Source organism: Actinoallomurus purpureus (genome assembly GCF_024055795.1).
Classification (GTDB): Bacteria; Actinomycetota; Actinomycetes; order Streptosporangiales; family Streptosporangiaceae; genus Actinoallomurus; species Actinoallomurus purpureus.
On the sequence record NZ_JAMXMY010000004.1, the window covers coordinates 201,438 to 220,452 of the forward strand.

16 protein-coding genes are annotated in these 19,015 nt (G+C 70.2%); 11 read left to right on the forward strand and 5 right to left on the reverse strand.

Features of this window, described 5'->3' with window-relative positions; all coding sequences use genetic code 11:
- Window positions 1-98: 98 nt before the first annotated feature.
- On the reverse strand, window positions 99-1,778 hold the full coding sequence (locus tag NE236_RS44390; protein ID WP_252841701.1) for a helicase-related protein: 1,680 nt from the start codon (window positions 1,776-1,778) through the stop codon (window positions 99-101).
- Window positions 1,779-2,267: 489 nt separating this feature from the next.
- On the opposite strand from NE236_RS44390, the gene NE236_RS44395 reads away from it, so the two are divergent.
- Complete coding sequence (locus NE236_RS44395) at window positions 2,268-4,730, forward strand: D-alanyl-D-alanine carboxypeptidase family protein (RefSeq protein WP_252841702.1); 2,463 nt, start codon at window positions 2,268-2,270, stop codon at window positions 4,728-4,730.
- Between the two features lie 19 nt (window positions 4,731-4,749).
- On the opposite strand, the gene NE236_RS10560 is transcribed toward NE236_RS44395, so the two are convergent.
- The 3 genes from NE236_RS10560 to NE236_RS10570 are packed head-to-tail and all read right to left on the reverse strand — an operon-like array spanning window position 4,750 to window position 7,491.
- Window positions 4,750-5,886 (reverse strand): mandelate racemase/muconate lactonizing enzyme family protein, encoded by a 1,137-nt coding sequence (locus NE236_RS10560; RefSeq protein ID WP_252841703.1) that lies wholly within the window; start codon window positions 5,884-5,886, stop codon window positions 4,750-4,752.
- Window positions 5,883-6,830, reverse strand: coding sequence for a dihydrodipicolinate synthase family protein (locus NE236_RS10565; RefSeq protein ID WP_252841704.1), 948 nt, complete (start codon window positions 6,828-6,830; stop codon window positions 5,883-5,885). Before NE236_RS10565 ends, NE236_RS10560 begins: the two co-directional genes overlap by 4 nt.
- Window positions 6,817-7,491: a GntR family transcriptional regulator gene (locus NE236_RS10570; RefSeq protein ID WP_252841705.1), complete on the reverse strand. Its 675-nt coding sequence runs from the start codon at window positions 7,489-7,491 to the stop codon at window positions 6,817-6,819. Before NE236_RS10570 ends, NE236_RS10565 begins: the two co-directional genes overlap by 14 nt.
- 233 nt (window positions 7,492-7,724) lie before the next feature.
- Between NE236_RS10570 and NE236_RS10575 the strand changes: the two genes are divergently transcribed.
- The 4 genes from NE236_RS10575 to NE236_RS10590 all read left to right on the forward strand — a co-directional run bounded on the left by NE236_RS10575 (window position 7,725) and on the right by NE236_RS10590 (window position 11,899).
- A complete protein-coding gene (locus NE236_RS10575) occupies window positions 7,725-9,080 on the forward strand; it encodes an ABC transporter substrate-binding protein (RefSeq protein ID WP_252841706.1) in 1,356 nt (451 codons plus the stop codon).
- Entirely contained in the window at window positions 9,077-10,012 is a 936-nt protein-coding gene (locus tag NE236_RS10580) for a carbohydrate ABC transporter permease (protein ID WP_252841707.1), read from the forward strand. Before NE236_RS10575 ends, NE236_RS10580 begins: the two co-directional genes overlap by 4 nt.
- Entirely contained in the window at window positions 10,009-10,908 is a 900-nt protein-coding gene (locus NE236_RS10585) for a carbohydrate ABC transporter permease (protein WP_252841708.1), read from the forward strand. Before NE236_RS10580 ends, NE236_RS10585 begins: the two co-directional genes overlap by 4 nt.
- A gap of 172 nt (window positions 10,909-11,080) precedes the next feature.
- Window positions 11,081-11,899, forward strand: a complete 819-nt coding sequence (locus tag NE236_RS10590; protein WP_252841709.1) for a dienelactone hydrolase family protein — start codon at window positions 11,081-11,083, stop codon at window positions 11,897-11,899.
- Window positions 11,900-12,014: 115 nt separating this feature from the next.
- Here the strand turns inward: NE236_RS10590 and NE236_RS10595 are convergent, their stop codons facing one another.
- A complete protein-coding gene (locus tag NE236_RS10595) occupies window positions 12,015-13,019 on the reverse strand; it encodes an LLM class flavin-dependent oxidoreductase (protein ID WP_252841710.1) in 1,005 nt (334 codons plus the stop codon).
- A gap of 388 nt (window positions 13,020-13,407) precedes the next feature.
- Here NE236_RS10595 and NE236_RS10600 point away from each other — a divergent pair, with 388 nt between their 5' ends.
- The 6 genes from NE236_RS10600 to NE236_RS10625 all read left to right on the forward strand — a co-directional run bounded on the left by NE236_RS10600 (window position 13,408) and on the right by NE236_RS10625 (window position 18,899).
- Window positions 13,408-13,788 (forward strand): STAS domain-containing protein, encoded by a 381-nt coding sequence (locus NE236_RS10600; protein ID WP_252841711.1) that lies wholly within the window; start codon window positions 13,408-13,410, stop codon window positions 13,786-13,788.
- Window positions 13,785-14,108 (forward strand): hypothetical protein, encoded by a 324-nt coding sequence (locus NE236_RS10605; RefSeq protein WP_252841712.1) that lies wholly within the window; start codon window positions 13,785-13,787, stop codon window positions 14,106-14,108. Before NE236_RS10600 ends, NE236_RS10605 begins: the two co-directional genes overlap by 4 nt.
- A gap of 211 nt (window positions 14,109-14,319) precedes the next feature.
- The gene (locus tag NE236_RS10610) at window positions 14,320-14,523 is read left to right on the forward strand and encodes a cold-shock protein (RefSeq protein WP_252841713.1); all 204 of its coding nucleotides are present in this window, start codon (window positions 14,320-14,322) and stop codon (window positions 14,521-14,523) included.
- Between the two features lie 639 nt (window positions 14,524-15,162).
- The gene (locus NE236_RS10615) at window positions 15,163-16,572 is read left to right on the forward strand and encodes a family 2B encapsulin nanocompartment shell protein (protein ID WP_252841714.1); all 1,410 of its coding nucleotides are present in this window, start codon (window positions 15,163-15,165) and stop codon (window positions 16,570-16,572) included.
- A gap of 50 nt (window positions 16,573-16,622) precedes the next feature.
- A complete protein-coding gene (locus NE236_RS10620) occupies window positions 16,623-17,948 on the forward strand; it encodes a family 2 encapsulin nanocompartment cargo protein terpene cyclase (RefSeq protein WP_252841715.1) in 1,326 nt (441 codons plus the stop codon).
- Window positions 17,949-18,029: 81 nt separating this feature from the next.
- The gene (locus NE236_RS10625; protein ID WP_252841716.1) at window positions 18,030-18,899 is read left to right on the forward strand and encodes a geranyl diphosphate 2-C-methyltransferase; all 870 of its coding nucleotides are present in this window, start codon (window positions 18,030-18,032) and stop codon (window positions 18,897-18,899) included.
- Window positions 18,900-19,015: the final 116 nt, after the last annotated feature.

The window sequence follows — 19,015 nt, forward strand, 5'->3', positions numbered from 1 at the left end:
ACTTGTTGACGGTATTCAACCTCGCCGTTCACGTGGCCAGGCGGACGGACCCGGCGAACAGGCGGGGCGGCGGTCTGCGGGGCTTGGCCCGAGCGTGGTCACCACACGAATGGGTCATCATCGTCGTACCAGTCGAACCTGGCCCGGTGGCAGTCGTCGCATCGCTGGAACCACGGGGCGCATGGCCGACCGCATGATACGCAGAGCGACGCGTTGGCGAGGGGCTCGCGCCGGGCGACCAATTCGACGATGCGCCTGGACGCCGCCTCCTCTCCGGCCGAGGATTCTTCGTGATCCACGCCGCCGACGACTCCGAAGGACCGACCGGCCGAACTCAGGTCTCGCATGATCGCGGCATGGCGCTCCGCCTCGTCGAGACTCATCCGCGAGATCACGGATTCGGGACAAAGCATTCTCCGCAGGGAGCGATCCGTCAGCACCGCGGAGGCGATTTCGGGAAAGGCGCCGTCCGCGTCCACGGGTAGGGTCATGAGCCGCCACACCGTTGTTCCGTCGCCGGGCCACGGAGCGTCCACTGTCGCGTGGGCGCGGACCGAGGCACGGGCCACTTGCCACATCGTGAGCAAGGTGTCGATCGGCGCGGGACGCAACCAGGGATGGGCCGAGGCCTCACGGCGGGCTGCTTTCCGCCAACCGTTCAGGGCATGCGGGATCTCGGCCGGGGTGGGGTCTCCAAGCTCGCCCCAGTCCGGGCGCAGGTGCGCCTTGGTGATCGAGAGGCCGGAGGGCGCGCCGTTCCCCACGGCGACGGCGGCACGCACGAGCCCGGCGTCCGGCGAGAACCCGGGGATGCCGCTGGCGTATGCCGCGACCAGGCCCTCCCCGGAGGCGAAGCCTCGTCGTCCGGCGCGTCCCGATATCTGGGCCGCTTCCCACAATCGCAGCCGACGACGCTCCTTGCCGTCGAACTTGCCGGTCTCGGCGAAGGCCACCGCACGCAGCGGCAGATTGGCCCCGTGTCCGATGACGTCCGTTGTGACGATCACTTCGACCTCGCCGGTGACCAGTCGCTGGATCTGCTCCCGGCGCGCCCCGGGAGGCATGGCTCCGTACAGGACGGTGGCGCTGCGACCGTGATCGATCAGCTCGCGGTGCAGGGCGAGCACCGCCCTGCGGCTGAACGCGACCACGGCCGAGCAGGCGGGGATTGTTCCAGGGCTCATCGCGGGCGCGTGGGTGAGCTCGGCAAATCGCGAGTGCTGCACGATCTCGAGGTGGCCCGCCTGAGCGAGGGCGGTGCGCAGTATGGCGCCGGCTTCGGGGGCGGCCGCGACATGGATGTAACGGTGGGAGCCGGACAGCAGGAGCCGGGTCCAGGCATGGCCTCGATCGGGATCGGCGAGCCAATGCGCCTCATCGATCACGAGCACGTCGCCGCCGGTGCGCGCAGACTCGGCGGTACAGGAGACCACATCGGCCTCCGGGTTGATCCGCTCTTCACCGGTCACGAGACCGACGCGCTCGCGGGGAAGGCGTGCGCACAGCCGTTCGTAGACCTCCCGGGCGAGCATCCGCAGAGGAGCGGCGTACGTACCCGACAACCCCCGCTCGGCCTGTGCGACGAGGAACTCGATCGCGTCGTGGGTCTTGCCGGAGTTGGTGGGTCCCAGGCGTAGGACCACCCGCTCCGGCGGCGTCGTCCGCGCCGCGACGCGTACCCGGGCGCGCGCCGCCGCCTCACGCTCCAGACTGCGCAGCCGGCGCGTTTCTTCCTGCCTGGCCTGACGTCGCTCGAGAGCGAGATCCCGATCCGCCACGATTCCTCCCTGTGGTCGAATGATTACCCAGGGTGGTGAGAATAGTGAGACGGACCGACAAGATGGGCCCTGGGCCAGTGCGGTCGGAAGCAGTCGCGCGCTGTCCTCACGCGCGATGAACGCGCACGCCGACGACTTCCGTTGACAGTTCCACGAACACCATTCATCGATGGGAACGATCTTGATCAAGAAGATCGCGCTGCCGGCCATCGCGGCCGCCGCCGTCAAGTAGGCGACGCCCGCCGGTGAGCCTGCGGAGCCGGCCTGCTGGACTCCGCCCCCGTACCTCCACCACGCTCCCGCGGTCACGCGGCGTAGGGTCCAGGCACCAAGATCGTCATGGCGAGGCATCGAGATCCATCAGGCGTGAACCTTTTGACCGAACCAGGCATCTTCACAGGCGTACCAGGGTCGTCGGTGAGATCGTTGCGGCCGCCTGCCCGGTCATCCCGTTCCCATGCCTGGTCATGATGTCGAGGAGGTCGCGCCGTGGACGGTGCGTCACACGAGCTGGACGACGACGCACAGCGTGAGACCTCCGGGACACCGCCGCAGGACGATCCCGAACCCGGCGCGGCCCCCCAGGTAGAGACGGGCACCCGCGCCGAGGACCCCACGGACGCCGACTCCGACGCGCAGGTCCAGCCCGCCTCTGACCAGGAGGACTCCTCGGGGCCCGATACCGAGCCTGAGGCCGCGACAGCGGGCGAAGCGGAGGCGGAGCCGGAACGACCGTCCGAGGCGACCGGGTCTGAGGAAGAAGACGAGACGGCTGCGGAGGCCGAAGACGAGCAGGAGGAGGACGAGGAGCAGCGGCCGGAGACGTCCTCTGAATCCCCCGAAGCCGATGAGGCCGACGGCGACGGCGACGGCGACGGCGACGAGGGGGTGATCCCTGAGGACGCGGCTCCTGAGGACACCGTGACCTCAGAGGACACCGCGGCTCCTGAAGACGCCGCAGCCTCTGAAGACACCGCAGCCTCTGAGCATGCGGCGGCCGCTGAGGACACCCACGCGTCTGAGGACACGGCGGATCCTGACGGCGCGCGGCCCGAGCAGGCGGACGAGCCCGAACAACCAGAGCCCGAACCCGAGCCCGAGGACGAGCCCGGCCCTGGCGAGGAGGTCAAGGGCGGCCAGGAGGATGGGAGGACGGTCACCGCGGAGTTCCGGCTTCCCCCGAGGCCGCAGCCGTCCGCCGCGTCCGACCACGACACGGTCTCGGACCTGCCTCGCGCGGCGTTTCCCCCGGCCCGTACGGCCGACACGAAATTCACTCCGACCGCACCCCACCATCCCCCCTCGACGGAAGAGCCGCGGCCTACGCGTTCCGCTCCGGAGCCGGCCCCGTGGCCGGGTACGAGAGGCGCCGACCGTAAGCCGGAGGCGGACACGATCGCGCCACCGCACAACACGGTCGCGGACCTCCCGATCACCCGTCCCGCTCCGGACCGGGGAGCGTTCGAGCCGGCGACCGACGCTCCCCGATGGCAGGAACGCACGCCGGGTCCGTCCGCCTATGCGTACCCCACGGCTCCTCCGACGGTCGAAGAGGCGCTCCCCGATCTCCGCTCGTTCACCCGCGAGGACTTCGCGGGTACGGCGCAGATGGACGGCCTGCTGACGACCGACCCGCCCGCGGCGTACACGGCACCCCCGCCGCAGATGACGCCGCCGCCCTTCTCCGCGACGCCCCCTCCTGGGGCCGTCCAGCCCCCCGTGACCGAGGCGTCGGCTCCTGCGGAGGAGCCGCGACGCAAGCGGCGGCGCACCGGCCGGGTCATCGTCGTGGTGGCGCTCGTGCTGCTGGCGGGGCTGGTGACCGGCCAGTTCGTACGACCGACGCCCCGGCCGACGCTGCGTCTCACGCTGCCGACCGCCCAGCACACCTTCGACGGCGCCGCCCCCGTCCTCCCGTGGCCGGTACAGGGCCAGGCGACCCTGTACGTCGAGGGGGTCGGGACGATGGGGGCGTCCGGCGGGCAGGCCCCGACCCCGACCGCCAGCGTGGCGAAGGTGATGACGGCGTACGTCTTCCTGCGGGACCATCCGCTGCAGCCGGGCGCGCAGGGGCCGACGTTCCGGATCTCGCCGCAGGAGGCCGCCCGGCTTCCGGCGCGCAAGCAGCGGGGCGAGTCGTTCGTCGAGGTCGTCGCGGGGCAGGCGTTCACCCAGCGTAAGGCGCTGGAGGCGCTGATGATCGTGTCGGCGAACAACGTCGCGCACGAACTGGCCCGCTGGGACTCGGGCGGCGAGCAGGCGTTCGTCCAGAAGATGAACGCCGCCGCGCGGTCCCTGGGGATGACCGACACCGTCTACACCGACCCCAGCGGGTTCGACTCGCGCACCGTCAGCACCGCCGCCGACCAGGTCAAGCTGCTGACCGCGGCGATGAAGATCCCGGCCTTCGCCGAGATCGTGCGCAACCGCACCTACGTGCCCAACGACGGGCGGCCGCCGCGTTCCGGCGGTGACGTCCTGGTCGGGCGGCACGGGGTGGTCGGCGGCAAGACCGGCTACACCGACGCGGCGGGCGGCAACTTCGTCTTCGCCGCCCACAAGCGGACGGGGGGCGTCACGACGACGATCGTCGGCGCAGTGATGGGGCAGCAGTCCGCCAGCGCGATGGGCGCGATCACGGTCGCGCAGCGGCTGGTCATCGCCGCCGAGAAGGCGCTGGCCTCGGTCACGCTGGCCCAGGCGGGGGCGCGGGTCGCGGTCGTGGACGACGGTCTGGGCGGGCGCACCCCGCTGCGCGCCGCCGCCCCCGTCACGGTGGTCGGCTGGGGCGGGCTCACCGTGCCGGTCCGCGTCACCGGGGATCCGCGGCGCCACGCCGCCGGCGGCACGCGGCTCGGCGCCGTGACGGCGGGCTCCGCGGTCACTCCCCTGACCCTCGACCGCGAGCTGAAGGAACCGTCCATCCTCAGGCGGCTCCTGCGCCGCGCCTAGTCCCCGCCGGAGGCGGCTGTCAGCAGAAGGCCAGTGAACCGTCGGGGCGGGTCGGCACGTGGCGTTCCCAGTGCACGTAGTCGTCCTCTGCCAGGGCCGCCTCGTCGATGGTGATCCCCCAGCCGGGCCGGTCGGGGCGCAGATCGAGGTGCCCGTCGACCGGGACGTACGGATCGGGGCACCAGCTCGTCGTCTCGAGTTTGTACTCGAGGATCGAAAAGTTGCTGCATGCCGCCGCGAAATGGACGTTGTGGGCGGTGGCCAGCGGGCCCATCGGGTTGTGGGGGGCCAGCATGGTGTTGAAGGTCTCGGCAAGGGTCGCGATGCGCCGCATCTGGGAGATGCCGCCCACGACGCAGATGTCGGGCTGGACGATGTCGGCGCCGCCGTGGGTGAGCAGCTGCAGGAACTCATGCGACGAGTACAGGCTCTCCCCGGTGGCCAGAGGGACCTGGAGCCGGTCGCGCAGCCGGCCCCACGAGGCGAAGTGCTCGGGGCGGATCGGCTCCTCGAGGAACAACGGGTCCATCGGGGCGAGAGCGTTGCCCAGTTGGACCGCCTGGTAGGGCTCGAAGATCTTGGCGTGGGCGTCGAAGGCGAAGTCGAACTCCTGCGGGCAGCTCCGCCTGACCTCCTGAGCCCACTCGGCCGCCTCGGCCACGACGAGGCCCCACCGCCGGGCGTGCAGGTCCGTACGGAACGGGCTCAGCTTGAAGGCGGTGAAGCCGTAGCGCTGCCGCAGCTCGATGGTCTGGCGACGGCAGTCGTCGGGGTCGGGCGCGGAGTAGAGCCCGCAGTAGACGCGTACGCGGTCCCGGACGGCCCCACCGAGCACCTGATAGACGGGGACGCCGAGCGCCTTGGCGGTGATGTCCCACAGGGCGTGGTCGATGGCGGCGATCGCCGCCAGCCCGAGCGCTCCCTGCGGGAACCGCGCGGCGCGGATCAGGAGCTGGGAGAGGTATTCGACGCGCCGGGGGTCCTCGCCTCGGATCTGCCCGCCGAGGTAGTCCAGCAGGGGGACGAGCGCCAGGTCGGGACCGTGGTCGTACGCCTCGCCCCATCCGCTGATGCCCTCGTCGGTGTCGACGCGGAGCAGGACCCGGGGCCGCTCCCCGACGCGCTGGACGAACGAGCGGAGGCCGCTGATCCTCATGAGGCCACCGCGCGGCTCGTCGACGGCAGGAGTCTGAGATCGTCGGCCTGCGTCCAGTCCGCGACGATGCGGGCGACCTCCTGGCGTTCGGCGTCGGGGAGCACCGTGCTAGGGGGCCGGACGGAGCGGTCGCACAGGCCGAGCTGGTGCATGGCCTCCTTGACGACGCTGACGTTGTTGGCGGCGCGATCGACGGCTCGCAGGTGCTCGAAGCGCGCGATCTCCTGGAGCATGCGCGCCGCCTGCGCGTAGCGTTCCTCGCGCAGCGCGTCCCTGAGCCGGAGCGAGAAGGCGGGGTTGACGTTCACGAGCCCGGACGTGAAGCCCTCGGCCCCGTGGACGGCGTAGGACAACGCGTAGGGCTCGGCCAGACCGGCGATCCAGACGAACCGGTCGGGTCCCGCCTCCAGGCGCACCTCGGCGAAGCGGTTCACGTCGGCCACCGCGTACTTCAGTGCGATCACGTTGGGGCACAGGTCGCCCAACTTCGCCAGCAGACCGGCGTCGACCCAGGCGTTTCGCACATAGAGCACCAGACCCATGTCCGGCAGCGCGTCGGCGATCGCCCGGTGGTAGTCGAGCCAGCCCTGGGCCGAGACGTGAGGGTGGACCGGCTGGTGCACCATGACCATCCGGATTCCGCAGGCCGCCGCGTGGCGGGCCTCCTCGACGGCGGTGGCGACGTCGTGGCCGATCCCGGCGAGAAGGTGCGCCTGACCGTTCACCGCTTCCGCCGCGGCCGTGAGCAGTTCGCGGCGTTCGTCGGCGCTCAGGGCGTAGAACTCGCCGGTGTTGCCGTTCGGCGTGAGCACGCCGACGCCGGCCTCGACCAGACGTCGCAGCAAGGCCTTGTACAGCTCGATGTCGGGGGCTCCGTCGGCGTACGGCGTCACCGGAATGGCGACCACGTCGCGCAGAGCCCGGGAGAGCTCACTGAGCTCCACGGCTCACCTCCTTGATCTGGCGGAGCGCTCGCTCCTTGAACGCGCTGATGTGCTGGAGCACGAGTCGAGCCGCCTCGTCCGCGCGGCCGCTCAGGGCCGCCTCGAGAATCTGCCGGTGCTCGTCCGCCTCGTCCTCCCAGGAGGGACGCCGCGACCAGGCGTTGACCGAGATGAGGGCCGTCTGTTCGCGCAGTTGGTCCAGCACCCCGACCAGCACGTCGTTGTCGCAGTCCGCGTAGAGGGCGCGGTGGAAGTCGCGATTCGCGAGGCTGCGCGCCACTTCGTCCGCGGCCGTGTCCGCGGCCTCCAGGGCCTGCCTGGCTCGCTGACCACCATCCCGCAGTCCCGCCTCGACGCTCCGCTGCACCGCGACCGGCTCGATCAGGCACCGGGCGTCGAACACGCTGCGTGTGAGGCGCTCATCGACCGGGCGCACCGTCGCGCCGCTGTAGTCGCTCATGGTGACCAGGCCGGCGCCGCTCAGGACCTTGAGCGCCTCGCGCACCGGAGTCTTGGAGACACCGAAGCGGCTGGCGAGCTCCGCCTCCACCAGCGGCCGGCCGGCCGGCAGTTCGCCGCTCAGGATGCCGCGACGCAGCGCTTCGAGAACCAGGCCCGTTCTCGAAGACGGTTTGATCGCGCCCAATGCCGTCTCGCTCACCCACACTCCTCCGCTTCTCACTGACACCCGAACGGCGTCTCCGTGGGAGCCCTCGGGTCGTGATCAGAGTGCCACGGCCCCGACGCGTGATCCCGGCGTCCGAAGATGACCCTATCCAACTATCTCATATTTCGTATATGTTGTGCCGCTATATCGTATGTCATACGGTCTGCAGCACCATCGTCACCAGGAGCGCGGTCCGCGGTCCGCGGTCAACGAGAGGAAGAGCAGCGATGAAGCGTCAGCAGAACCCGGGTGGGGCCGTCAGCGCCCCCGCCCTGCCCCGGCGCAGGTTCCTCCAAGCGGCTGCGGGCGTCGGTGTCGCCGCGGGTCTGTCATCGACACTGGCCGCGTGCGGCGGCTCGGGGAGCTCGGGCGGCAACGTCACGCTGCACCTGTGGGACACCGACACCCGCCCGGAGCGCACCGCCAACCTCAAGAAGTTGATCTCGATGTTCGAGGCCAAGAACCCCGGCATCCGCATCAGCTACCTCGGTCTGCCGACCGACCAGTACATGCAGAAGATCAACACCGCGATCGCCACGCGCTCGACCCCCGACCTGCTCACGCCGAAGGCGTCCGACATCGCCGCGCTGGTGGCCCAGAAGGCCCTCGCGCCCCTGGACGAGCGCCTGAAGGCGGCCGGCCTCGAGCCGCAGATCTCCGCGCAGATGCTCAAGTCCTCCCGGGCCGCGGCTCCCGACGGCAAGCTCTACCTGACGCCGGCCACCAGCCTCGCGGACGTGATCTACTACCGCGCCGACTGGTTCAAGCAGGCCGGCCTGAAGCCGCCGGCCACGTGGCAGGACTTCGACGCGGCCGCCCGGCGCCTCACCGACGCGTCCAAGGGCCGCTTCGGCTACACGCTGCGCGGCGGCAACGGCTTCTTCCCCCAGATGGTCGAGATGGTCTATCCCCGCGCCGGCGTGACCACCTTCTTCCGCCAGGACGGAACCTGCACGCTCGACGACCCGGCGGTCATCAGCGCCTGCGAGGCCTATGTGGCCCTGTTCGGGAAGCAGACCGCGCGCAGCGACCTGACCGCCGACTTCAAGACCTTGGTGGCGCAGTTCGGCAAGGGCGGCGCGGCCATGCTCAGCCACAGCATCGGGTCCTTTCCCAACCACGTCACCGCCCTGGGGGCCGACAAGGTCGGTGTCGTCGCGCCCTTCCCCGGCCCGGGCCCCCGGGTGCTGAGTGGCTGGATGACGACCGGATTCGCCATGTTCCGGGCGAGCAAGCACCAGGATGCGGCGTGGAAGTTCCTCGCTTACACCATGGAACAGGAGGGCAACAGCTTCTGGGCCCAGAAGTCCGGATATCTCCCGGGCAACAAGGCGGTCGCCCAGGAGAAGTGGGTGACCGAGAACGCGGCCCTGAAGGCCGCCCTGGACGCCGCCGCCACGCCGGGCGCCGTGACGCTGGAACAGCCGTACTACCTGCCGGAGTTCACCTCCATCACCACCACCGACCTGCTCCCGCAGTGGCAGAAGGTCCTGCAGGGCAACCTGTCGTCCCGCGACTTCCTCACCGCCGCCGCGGCCTCGCTGACGAAGGTCAAGAGCAAGTACGACAAGGAGCACAGGTGAGCGCCACGACCGCCGAGCCGATTCGCCGGAGGGGCTTCCCGCTCCCCCGGCGGCTCCGCTCCCGCGCCGCCCATCCCTATCTGCTGATCGCACCGGCGGTCGTGCTGGTCGTGGTCTTCCTGCTCTATCCCGTCCTCAGCGTCTTCTGGGAGAGCTTGCGCCACCACAACCTCACCCGCCCCCTCGACGACGGCTTCGCCGGCCTGGACAACTACCGGAAGATGCTGTCCGACGGGCTGTTCTGGCGGAGCCTGCGCTTCACGGGGCAGTGGGTGGTCGTCGAGGTCGGGCTGCAGTTCGTCCTCGGCCTGGCGCTGGCGCTGGTGTTGAACCGCACCTTCGTCGGCCGCGGAATGGCCCGGGCCCTCGCCTTCAGCCCGTGGGCGGTGTCCGGCATCCTGACCACGACGATCTGGATCCTGCTCTACAACCCCACCGCCGGGATCGGCCACTACCTGGCGTCCGTGGGGGTCGGTGAGTACGGGACGTCACTGCTCTCGGATCCGGGCACCACCTTCTGGGCGGTGATCCTTGCCGAACTGTGGAAGGGCATCCCCTTCTTCGCCATCCTCATCCTCGCCGACCTCCAGTCGGTGCCGACCGAGCTGTACGAGGCGGCGAACGTCGACGGAGCCGGGGCGCTCCGCAAATTCTCGGCGGTGACCTGGCCGCACATCCGCAGGGCCGTCATCGTCGCCACGCTCCTGCGGGCGGTCTGGGAGTTCAACAACGTCGACCTCCTGTACACGATGACCGCCGGCGGCCCGGCCGACTCGACGACCACGCTGCCTCTCTACGTTGCCCGAACGGCCATCCACGACCAGAACTTCGGGTACGGGTCCGCGCTCACCGTCGCGGCGTTCGTGGTGCTGACCTTCGCGTCCCTGGTCTACCTGCGCATCAGCTCGATGAGCTTCGAGGAGGACAAGTGAGCCTCGCCACCCGCGACGACGCCGGGCGGACCTCTGTGACATCCCCACCGCGCCGGCCGACGACCGGCGCCTCCGCGGCGCGGAAGCGGCGGCGGTCCCGTGGTCTCACACTCTGGCTGCCGCTGGCCCTCTTCCTCCTGTTCACGCTCGTCCCCATGTACTGGATGGTTCTGTTCGCCTTCCGGCCGGCGGGTTCCACGTCTCTCGTACCGTGGCCCATCACCCTGGAGCACTTCCGCACGGTCTGGGAGGGCTCGGGCTTCGGCATCTACTTCCGCAACAGCATCGCCGTCGCGGTCGCCAGCCTCGTCGTGTCGACGGTGATCGGCCTCCTCGGCGGGTACGCGCTCGCACGCCTCCGTTTCCGGGGCAAGAACGCCTTCATGATCATCATGCTGTGCACCCAGTTCGTCCCGGGCGCCATGATGCTGATCCCGCTCTTCCAGGTCTTCAACACGCTGCACCTGACGAACAGCCTGTGGAGCCTCGTCATCGCCGACACCGTCTTCCACCTGCCGCTCTCCCTGGTCCTCATGGCCGGCTTCATCCGTAATGTGCCGGTCCAGCTGGAAGAGGCGGCGCAGGCCGACGGGTGCGGACGGATCCGGGCGTTCTGCGCGGTCGTGCTGCCGCTGCTGAAGCCCGGGATCGTCGCCGTCGGGTCGTTCGCGTTCATCAGCGCGTGGAACAACTTCCTGTTCGCCATCATGTTCATGAGCTCGCAGGACAAGTTCACCGTGCCCGTGGGCCTGAGCTACCTCCTGGGCGACTTCGGAACGGACTTCGGCGCCCTCGCCGCCGGAGGTCTGATCGCGGTCGTTCCCGTCATCGTGCTCTTCGCCTACGTGCAGCGCTTCCTCATTCAGGGGCTGAGCGCCGGCGCCATCAAGGGCTGAGGACCCGCGCGGGATTGCCGGGGATCGGATCGTGGTCGTACGGTGCTTGGGCGACTGTGTGTCCACGGCTCATCCACTGACGGGCGCGAACGGCCGTCGGACGAGGGCCGTTCGGCGACGGAGTGCTCAGGTCGATGGCCGATCACGGTGCCGGCGAGCAAAGGACTTCGTGATGCCCGACGACGATCTGATCGATTTCGCTCGCGACTCGTTCGCCCATGGCGACCTCACGTTCGACGTCTGGCGATCGGGGGCCGGCCCGGCGGTGATCGTGCTTGCGGAGATCCCCGGTATCACGCCGAAGGTCGCCGCGTTCGCCCGGCGAGTCCGTGATCTCGGCCTGACCGTCGTGTTGCCGGATCTGTTCGGGGTCGCCGGCCGCGACCCGAGCCCGGACGCGCACGGCTGGCTGGGCACCGCGCGCACCGCCGCACGCGCGATGCTCCCGCTGTGCGTACGCCGTGAGTTCACCATCCTCGCGACGGGCAGAACCTCACGGATCATCACCTGGCTCCGGGCCCTGGCCGCGCACGAACACGACCGGTGCGGCGGACCGGGGGTCGGCGCCGTCGGGATGTGCTTCACCGGAGGATTCGCGCTCGCCATGGCCACCGACGACCGGCTCCTCGCCCCGGTGCTCTCTCAGCCCTCACTGCCACTGCCGATCACCCGCGGAAAACGCGGCACGATCGACATCTCACCCGCCGATCTCCAGATCGTGAAGGACCGCTGCGCGGCCGGGCTGCAGGTCCTCGGGCTGCGCTTCCGCGGCGACCGGCTGGTTCCCGGCGAACGCTTCGACTTCCTGCGCCGCCAACTGGGCGACGCCTTCGTCGCCGTCGAACTCGACGACGCCGATGCGAACCCGGACGGGCTGATCAGACCGCACTCGGTCCTCACGGATCACCTCATCGACGAACCCGGCCAGCCGACCCGGCAGGCACTCGACCAGGTACTCGAACTGTTCCGAGCGCGCCTGCTCACCGGCTGACCGCCGGGTCCGTCCGAACCGGCAGGCGCCGCCGGGGGTGTCTCCCACGCGGGGGCACGGCGGCTCGCCGACGTGCCCGTGGCCGGCGTCGGGCGGGTCTACGGGCGGCCGGAATTCAGCGGCATGCGGCCCTGGCGCGCAGGTGGGGAAGGACCTCCGCGCCGAGCCGGGCGATGTTCTCCTGAGTACGGCGCGGGGCCCCGGCGCCCTCCACCATGAGAATCAGATGACGGATCCCGGTGCGCTCCAGCGTCGTCGCCATGGTCTCCACGCAGTCCTCGGCGGTGCCGACCGGGTGGATGCGGCACAGCAGGTCCGCGTAGGCGTCCGGGTCTCGGCGCGTGGCGGCCCGGCCGTCGACCGGCATATATCCGGCCAGCCCGGGCCCCAGCCAGCGCGGCAGCTCGGCCCGCAGGGTCCGCTGGGCCTCGGCCCGGGTGTCCGCGACGTACGCCATGACGGCCGCCACGTGCTCCACCCGCGCGTCCCCGGCCCTGGCCGTGTAGCCGGCGATCATCTCCCGCTTGGCATCGTCGCCGATGTGCATGCCGAGCAGCATGGGCAGGCGGCGTTCGGCGGCGAGCGCGACGGTCCCGGCCGAGGTACAGGCGACGACGACCGGCGGCCGGCTCCGCGGGCGCGGCACCATCGGCACCTCACGGAAGGCGAAGGTCGGCCCGTCCGCCGACAGCCGGGGACGGCTCAGCGCGGCCAGCAGCAGATCGAGGCTCTCGGCGAAGCCCGACTCGTACCGCGCGAGACCCGTGCCGAACACCTCCAGGTCGATCCACGGGCCGCCGCGCCCGACTCCGAGACGGAACCGGCCTCCGGACACCTGGTCCAGGAGCGCGGTCTGCTCGGCGAGCGCGACCGGATGCGCGGTGGACAGCACGCTCACCGCCGTGCCCACCGCGACGCGTTCGGTACGGCCCAGGACGTACGCCGCCAGCGTCGTCGCCGACGGGCAGACGCCGTAGGACATGAAGTGGTGCTCGGCGAACCACACGTCGTCGAACCCGGCGCGTTCGGCGGCGACGGCCGCCTCGACCGTGGCGGACAGCACCTCGCCGTCGCTCTGCCCGGGGAACCGCGCCGCCAGCAAGAACACTCCGACCCGCATGGCTCCACTCTGCCGGAGCCATCGCCCCGCGGGGATCATACGGATCGTGCGCAGGTGGAGTATGGTCGGTGGTAGCCGAGGAGTCTTCACGCCGACAATCGAGTCGGCGTCACCCCGGCGCCTCACTACTTCGGCCCCCTGACACGGGCCAAGACAGGTCGGCGAGTAATGACGCCTCATGTCACCGCAGGTCGTGCCGTAAGGCCACGACGCGCTCTGTCGAGCGGATCGGGCCACGCCCGATCCGGCTCCTTCGCCGCCATCTGACCCGATCGGCGCGATCAGCGCCTCGCCTCCGGGCCCGGCTCGCACCCCCGCCGGACCGCCCGGTCATTCACTCTCAGCACGGCCGAACCTGGGCCGTGTCCTCTCGGATCGGAGATCCGCCATGCATAGCATCACCGTACGCGCCCGGCTGTTCAGCCGCCGGCTGCCCGGCCATACCGTCATCGCGGTACGCGGAGAACTCGACATCGCGACCACACCGGCCGTCCGCGACCGGATCCTCACCATCCTGGACGACACGACCACGCCACTGGTCATCGACCTGTCCGGCGTGTCCTTCTGCGACGCCTCCGGCCTCGCCATGCTCATCGGCACGCAACGTCGGGCGAGATCGAAGGGAGTCACCATCGCCCTCGCCGCGCCTCGTCCCATCGTGCGCAAGATGCTGCGCATCACCGGTCTCGACCGCGCGTTCGCCATCCACTCCACTCTCGCCTCCGCACAGGCGGGCTACGCACGCCTCGACCACCTCACCGCGGCGTGATCCGCTCTCCCCGCGACGCCTTCGAGGCGGACGGCCGGTTCGGCCGTCGTGGATCGCTCGCCGCATCCGGCCGCTCAAGCACGGCCGCCGACGCGCTCCTTCAGGCGGCACTCCGCCCTGGGCGGCCGACTCATCGTCCGGACGTCCGGCCCGTGGATCCCGAGACTCCCTGCGCGTGCCTGTGCGGCGATCCGGCGGAGTTCGTCGTGGAGACCCACTGGTTCAGTGGGCGTCTCTCCCGCGATCCGGTCTGCGAACGGCACGTGACCGAGGTCGTCGAGGCCATCAGGAAGAAGCAGGCGGGGCGAGACGGGGGATGAACTTTACGATCCGCCGACGACCGAGCGCGGACGTCATGTGGTAGCGTCTGGAGCAGTTGCGGTTGTGGTTCCCATAGACTTTATGTGCGCCTGCGGTTCCAACCTCAGGCGCATTTTTGTTGTAACCGGGCTTCTGTCCGGGGGTGGGGCATTCCGGCGACGCGGGGTCCACGAGGTGTGGGCTCTGTCAGCACCCCAGAAGGAAAAGAACATGAGCACAGGCACCGTGAAGTGGTTCAACTCGGAAAAGGGCTTCGGCTTCATCGAGCAGGACGGCGGCGGCCCTGACGTCTTCGCCCACTACTCGAACATCGCCGCCCAGGGCTTCCGTGAGCTCCAGGAGGGCCAGAAGGTCCAGTTCGACATCACGCAGGGCCAGAAGGGCCTGCAGGCGGAGAACATCATCCCCGTCTGAGGTCGCACTAGCCGTCGCGAGGCCCGTACCTTCCGGTACGGGCCTCGTGCCGTTGTGGGCGTACCCCGCTCCACGCGACCCGGCCGTATTGAACGCTGGTGCGGCGCGAGGCCTCAGCACGCCCAGTGAGATCGTGCTGGCCGGCGACTCGTAGCCCGCTTAGCAGCAGGAAACCGATGTTGATCAGAGCGTCGGTGCTCAGCTCCCCGGTGGGCAGGCGCCTGGCGGCCAGCCGTCCCGTCCGATGAGGCCGTCGTGCGGTCCGCGCTCGGTGCCGCGGATGAGTTCGCGCAGATAGTCGCGAAGGTCCCGCGAGGCCTGGGACGCCCCCGACGATTCGCTGGATGCGCGGCCGCATGGCGGCCACCGGGCGGGCGCCCAGCCCCGAGATCACCAGCCGCCGGTACCGGCTGTGCTCCGGTGGTCCATGTGGATGAAGAGGTGACATCCGCGTACGTCACCGGTAAGGGAAGGCTGCCGTACGAGGGAGTGCCCCGGCAACAGAGCCCGACCATACGATCCGTATCGGATCAATCACATAACGTGATGATCTGGAAATGGTCAGGATTCTGTCTCAGCGCACTGTCGCGCGCGGGAAAGGGAGGTCTCGGTTTGAGGTCATCCTCATGGCGGGAACCAGTGTCCGCCGACACAAGCGGGGCCGAGGAAGAGCAGTACCAGCGGAGTCTCAGCACGGCAGCGGCACGGAATCTGACGACGACGACCAAGACCCCGCCGCAGATGCAGGCCATCAGCTCACGCTGGCTGCTGCGGGTCCTCCCGTGGGTGGAGGTGTCCGGCGGCCACTACCGGGTCAACCGGCGGCTGACCTACAAGGTGGGCGGCGGCCGGGTCGGCATCACGGGTGCCGAGAGCCGGTGTCAGATCATCCCGCCCAGCCTGCGGGAGATTCCGCTGCTGGCCGGCTTCCAGGACGAGGAGGTGCTGGCGGAGCTGGCCGGGCGGTTCACACAGCGGGAGGTGTCGGCCGGGGAGACCCTCGTCGAGCGCGGGCAGCCCGGCGACCGGATCTTCGTGGTCGCCCACGGGAAGGTGGACCGGGTCAGCGCGGGGCCGTTCGACACGGCGGCGTCCCTTCCCCCGGTCGGCGACGGCGGATACCTCTTCCCCAAGGCGCTGACGGACCCGGACTTCACCTGGGACCACACCGCCGTCGCCGCCACGACGGGCTCGCTGCTCGTGCTCTCCCGCCAGGACTTCCAGGCCGTCCTCGACCGGTCCGACGCGCTGGCCGCCCACGTCGAGCGATTCCGGGCGGCGGTGCGGGCGCCGCAGAACAGGCACGGCGAGGCGGAGATCGCACTGTTGTCGGGCCACGCCGGTGAGAACGACCTGCCGGCGACGTACGCCGACTACGAGCTCGCGCCGCGGGAGTACGAGCTGAGTGTCGCCCAGACCGTGCTGCGGGTGCACACGCGGGTCACCGACCTGTTCAACGAGCCGATGAACCAGCTGGAGCAGCAGTTGCGGCTGACGATCGAGGCCCTGCGCGAGCGGCAGGAAGACGAGATGGTCAACAATCCGGAGTTCGGACTGCTGCACAACGTCGATTACTCCCAGCGGCTGCAGACCCGGTCGGGGCCGCCCACCCCCGACGACATGGACGAGCTGCTGTCACGCCGCCGCAGCACCCGGTTGTTCCTGGCCCATCCGAAGGCGATCGCGGCGTTCCTGCGCGAGTGCAACCGACGCGGTCTCTACCCGGATCCCGTCGAGCGGGAGGGCGGCGGCCGGATCCCCGCGTGGCGGGGCATACCGATCTTCCCGTGCAACAAGATCCCGGTCACGGACGGACACACCTCGTCCATTCTCGCCCTCCGCACCGGAGAGGACGACCAAGGCGTCGTCGGCCTGCAACAGACGGGCATCCCCGACGAGTACGAGCCGGGGCTGAACGTCCGGTTCATGGGCATCGACGAGAAGGCGATCACGTCGTACCTGGTCAGCACCTACTTCTCGGCCGCGGTCCTGATCCCCGACGCGCTCGGCATGCTGGAGAACGTCGAGGTCGCGGCGCCGGGCTCCTGATCGGGACGACCACCGTCAGCCCGTACGGTCGAGATCAGCCAGGAGCACACGTGTCACACGATCCGAGCGGCACCGACCTGCCCGGCCTCGCGGCAGACCCGCCGGCCGGGCCGCCGGGTGCCGTCGCGGCCACCTCGCGTGGCCTGCCGAATCATCCGGCGCCCGGTCTGCCGATCCGCCCGACCGGGCCGGGCACGTCAGCGGCCCACCTGGTGGGCGCGCTTCGATCGGCGATCCGCGAGGTCCCGTCCCTCCTTCCGAACGTGACGGAGGGGGCCGCCCGCGCGCCGGTGCTCGACCGGCTCACCGGATCGCCGTCCGAACCGGTCGAGGCGTCACCGGAGCGCCTCGCGCTCTGCTGCCCGGACGGGGATCCGGAGGACTCCGGTCCCCGTCCGGGATACGCCGAACGCCCGTGGGGGGACGGCTCGCACCCTCCGCTGTACTGCCCGGAGACGGTCCGCGTCGACGAGGACCTCGGAGACCAGGTCGACGAGGCCCTCGTGGCCTGGGCCGAGAAGACCGGCATCTACGCCGATCGGCTGGAGACGTTCCGCAGCACCGGATTCGGCCGGCTCGCCATGCTCGCCCATCCCGACACCGACGACCCGGACCGGTTGCTCCTCGCCGCCCAGATGAACGCCGCCTGGTGGGCGTGCGACGACTACTACGCCGACGAGAGCGAACTGGGGGCCACACCGATCGAGCTGCCCCCGCGACTGGCCCTGGTGATGTCGGCCATGGACCCCCCGCCACCCGCCGGGGAGTACACCGGCCCGCTCGAGGAGGCGCTCCGGGCCGACCCGGTCCTGGTGGCGCTGGCCTCGGCCGCCGCCCACCTCCGCCGCCACGCCGCTCCTTCTCAGGTCATGCGGGTGTGCAACACGACGTTCCAGATGTACGTGAGCTGGACCGCGTACGCCGCCTGGCGCTACCAGGGCGGGCTCCCGCCGGCGTGGCGCTATCTCGCCGCCCGGCAGCACGACAGCTTCTACACGTCCATGACGTTGATCGACGTCGTCGGCGGTTACCGGCTTCCGGCCGAGCTCTTCGCCGCGCCGCCGGTGCACCGTGCCCTGATGCAGGCGGGCACCGCCGCCGTCATCGTCAACGACCTCCACTCGGTGGCCCGGGAGGCGGCGGACGAGCAGTCGGACAATCTGGTCCTGCTGGTCGCCGCGGAGGAGCACTGCTCGCTGCGCGAGGCCATCGAGGTCTGTGTCCGCCTGCACAACGGATTCGTCCGGGCCTTCCAGTCCGCCCAGGAACGTCTCGCCGCCGTGCCGTCGGCGGAGCTGCAACGGTTCCTGCGCGGAGCCCAGGCATGGATGGGAGGAGGTTTCGAGTGGCACAGCACGAGTAGTCGCTACCGCTGATCCGGGTCGCGCGCCCCCGCGGCCCACCGGTGACGGCACGCGGATCCGTCACTCCCCCCGACGAGTACGAAGGAGGTCGGCATGACCGCCGTCCACGACTCTTCCGTCCATGACCCGGCAGTCCTCGCCAGCCCCTACCAGCGTTCGGTCGCCGACTACTGGAACGCCGAGCGGAATCCGGTCAACCTGCGCCTGGGCGAGGTGGACGGGATCTACCACCACCACTACGGGGTCGGCGACGTGGACCGATCGGTCCTGCAGAGCCCGCCCGAGGTCCGCGAGGCACAGGTCATCAGGGAACTGCACCGCCTCGAGTGTGCGCAGACCGATCTCCTCCTCGATCACCTCGGCGTGCTGGGACCCGCGGACCGGGTCATGGACGCCGGTTGCGGGCGGGGCGGCTCCAGCCTCGTGGCCGCATCCCGGTTCGGATGCCAGGTCGACGGCATCTCGATCTCCCAGGCCCAGGTCGACTTCGCCACCGAGCAGGCACGGCTGCGCGGCGTGAGCGATCAGGTGCGCTTCCACCTGCGGAACATGCTCGGCACCGGCTTCCCGGCCGGCGCGTTTCAGGGGATCTGGAACAACGAGTCCACCATGTACGTCGAGCTCGGAGCCTTGTTCGCCGAGCACGCCCGGCTGCTTCGGCGCGGCGGCCGATACGTCTGCATCACCGGCTGCTACAACGACGCGTACGGACTGCCGTCCCGGGCCGTCAGCCAGATCAACGCCCACTACATCTGCGACATCCACCCGCGCAGCACCTACTTCAAGGAGATGGCCGCGCACCGTCTGGTCCCGGTCGGCGTCGTGGATCTCACCGCCGCGACCATCCCGTACTGGCGGCTGCGTGCCGAGTCCAGCCTGGCCACCGGCATCGAGAGCACCTTCCTCGACGCTTACACCGGCGGCAGCTTCCAGTACCTGCTCATCGCCGCCGACCGCGTCTGAGCCACCCCAGACGAGCGGTCTTCCGCACGCGGCGGACGAAGGACGTGCCGCAGGCCCCGGTGACGACCACCGGGGCCTGCGGAGGTGGATCGTTCCACCACCCGCCTCGGCCGACA

Bases quoted from the DNA above. Each gene is read 5' to 3' on its own strand.
- NE236_RS10560 (WP_252841703.1), bottom strand. From the start codon at position 5,886: ATGAGGATCAGCGGCCTCCGCTCGTTCGTCCAGCGCGTCGGGGAGCGG.
- NE236_RS10575 (WP_252841706.1), top strand. From the start codon at position 7,725: ATGAAGCGTCAGCAGAACCCGGGTGGGGCCGTCAGCGCCCCCGCCCTG.
- NE236_RS10590 (WP_252841709.1), top strand. From the start codon at position 11,081: ATGCCCGACGACGATCTGATCGATTTCGCTCGCGACTCGTTCGCCCAT.
- NE236_RS10595 (WP_252841710.1), bottom strand. From the start codon at position 13,019: ATGCGGGTCGGAGTGTTCTTGCTGGCGGCGCGGTTCCCCGGGCAGAGC.
- NE236_RS10600 (WP_252841711.1), top strand. From the start codon at position 13,408: ATGCATAGCATCACCGTACGCGCCCGGCTGTTCAGCCGCCGGCTGCCC.
- NE236_RS10610 (WP_252841713.1), top strand. From the start codon at position 14,320: ATGAGCACAGGCACCGTGAAGTGGTTCAACTCGGAAAAGGGCTTCGGC.
- NE236_RS10625 (WP_252841716.1), top strand. From the start codon at position 18,030: ATGACCGCCGTCCACGACTCTTCCGTCCATGACCCGGCAGTCCTCGCC.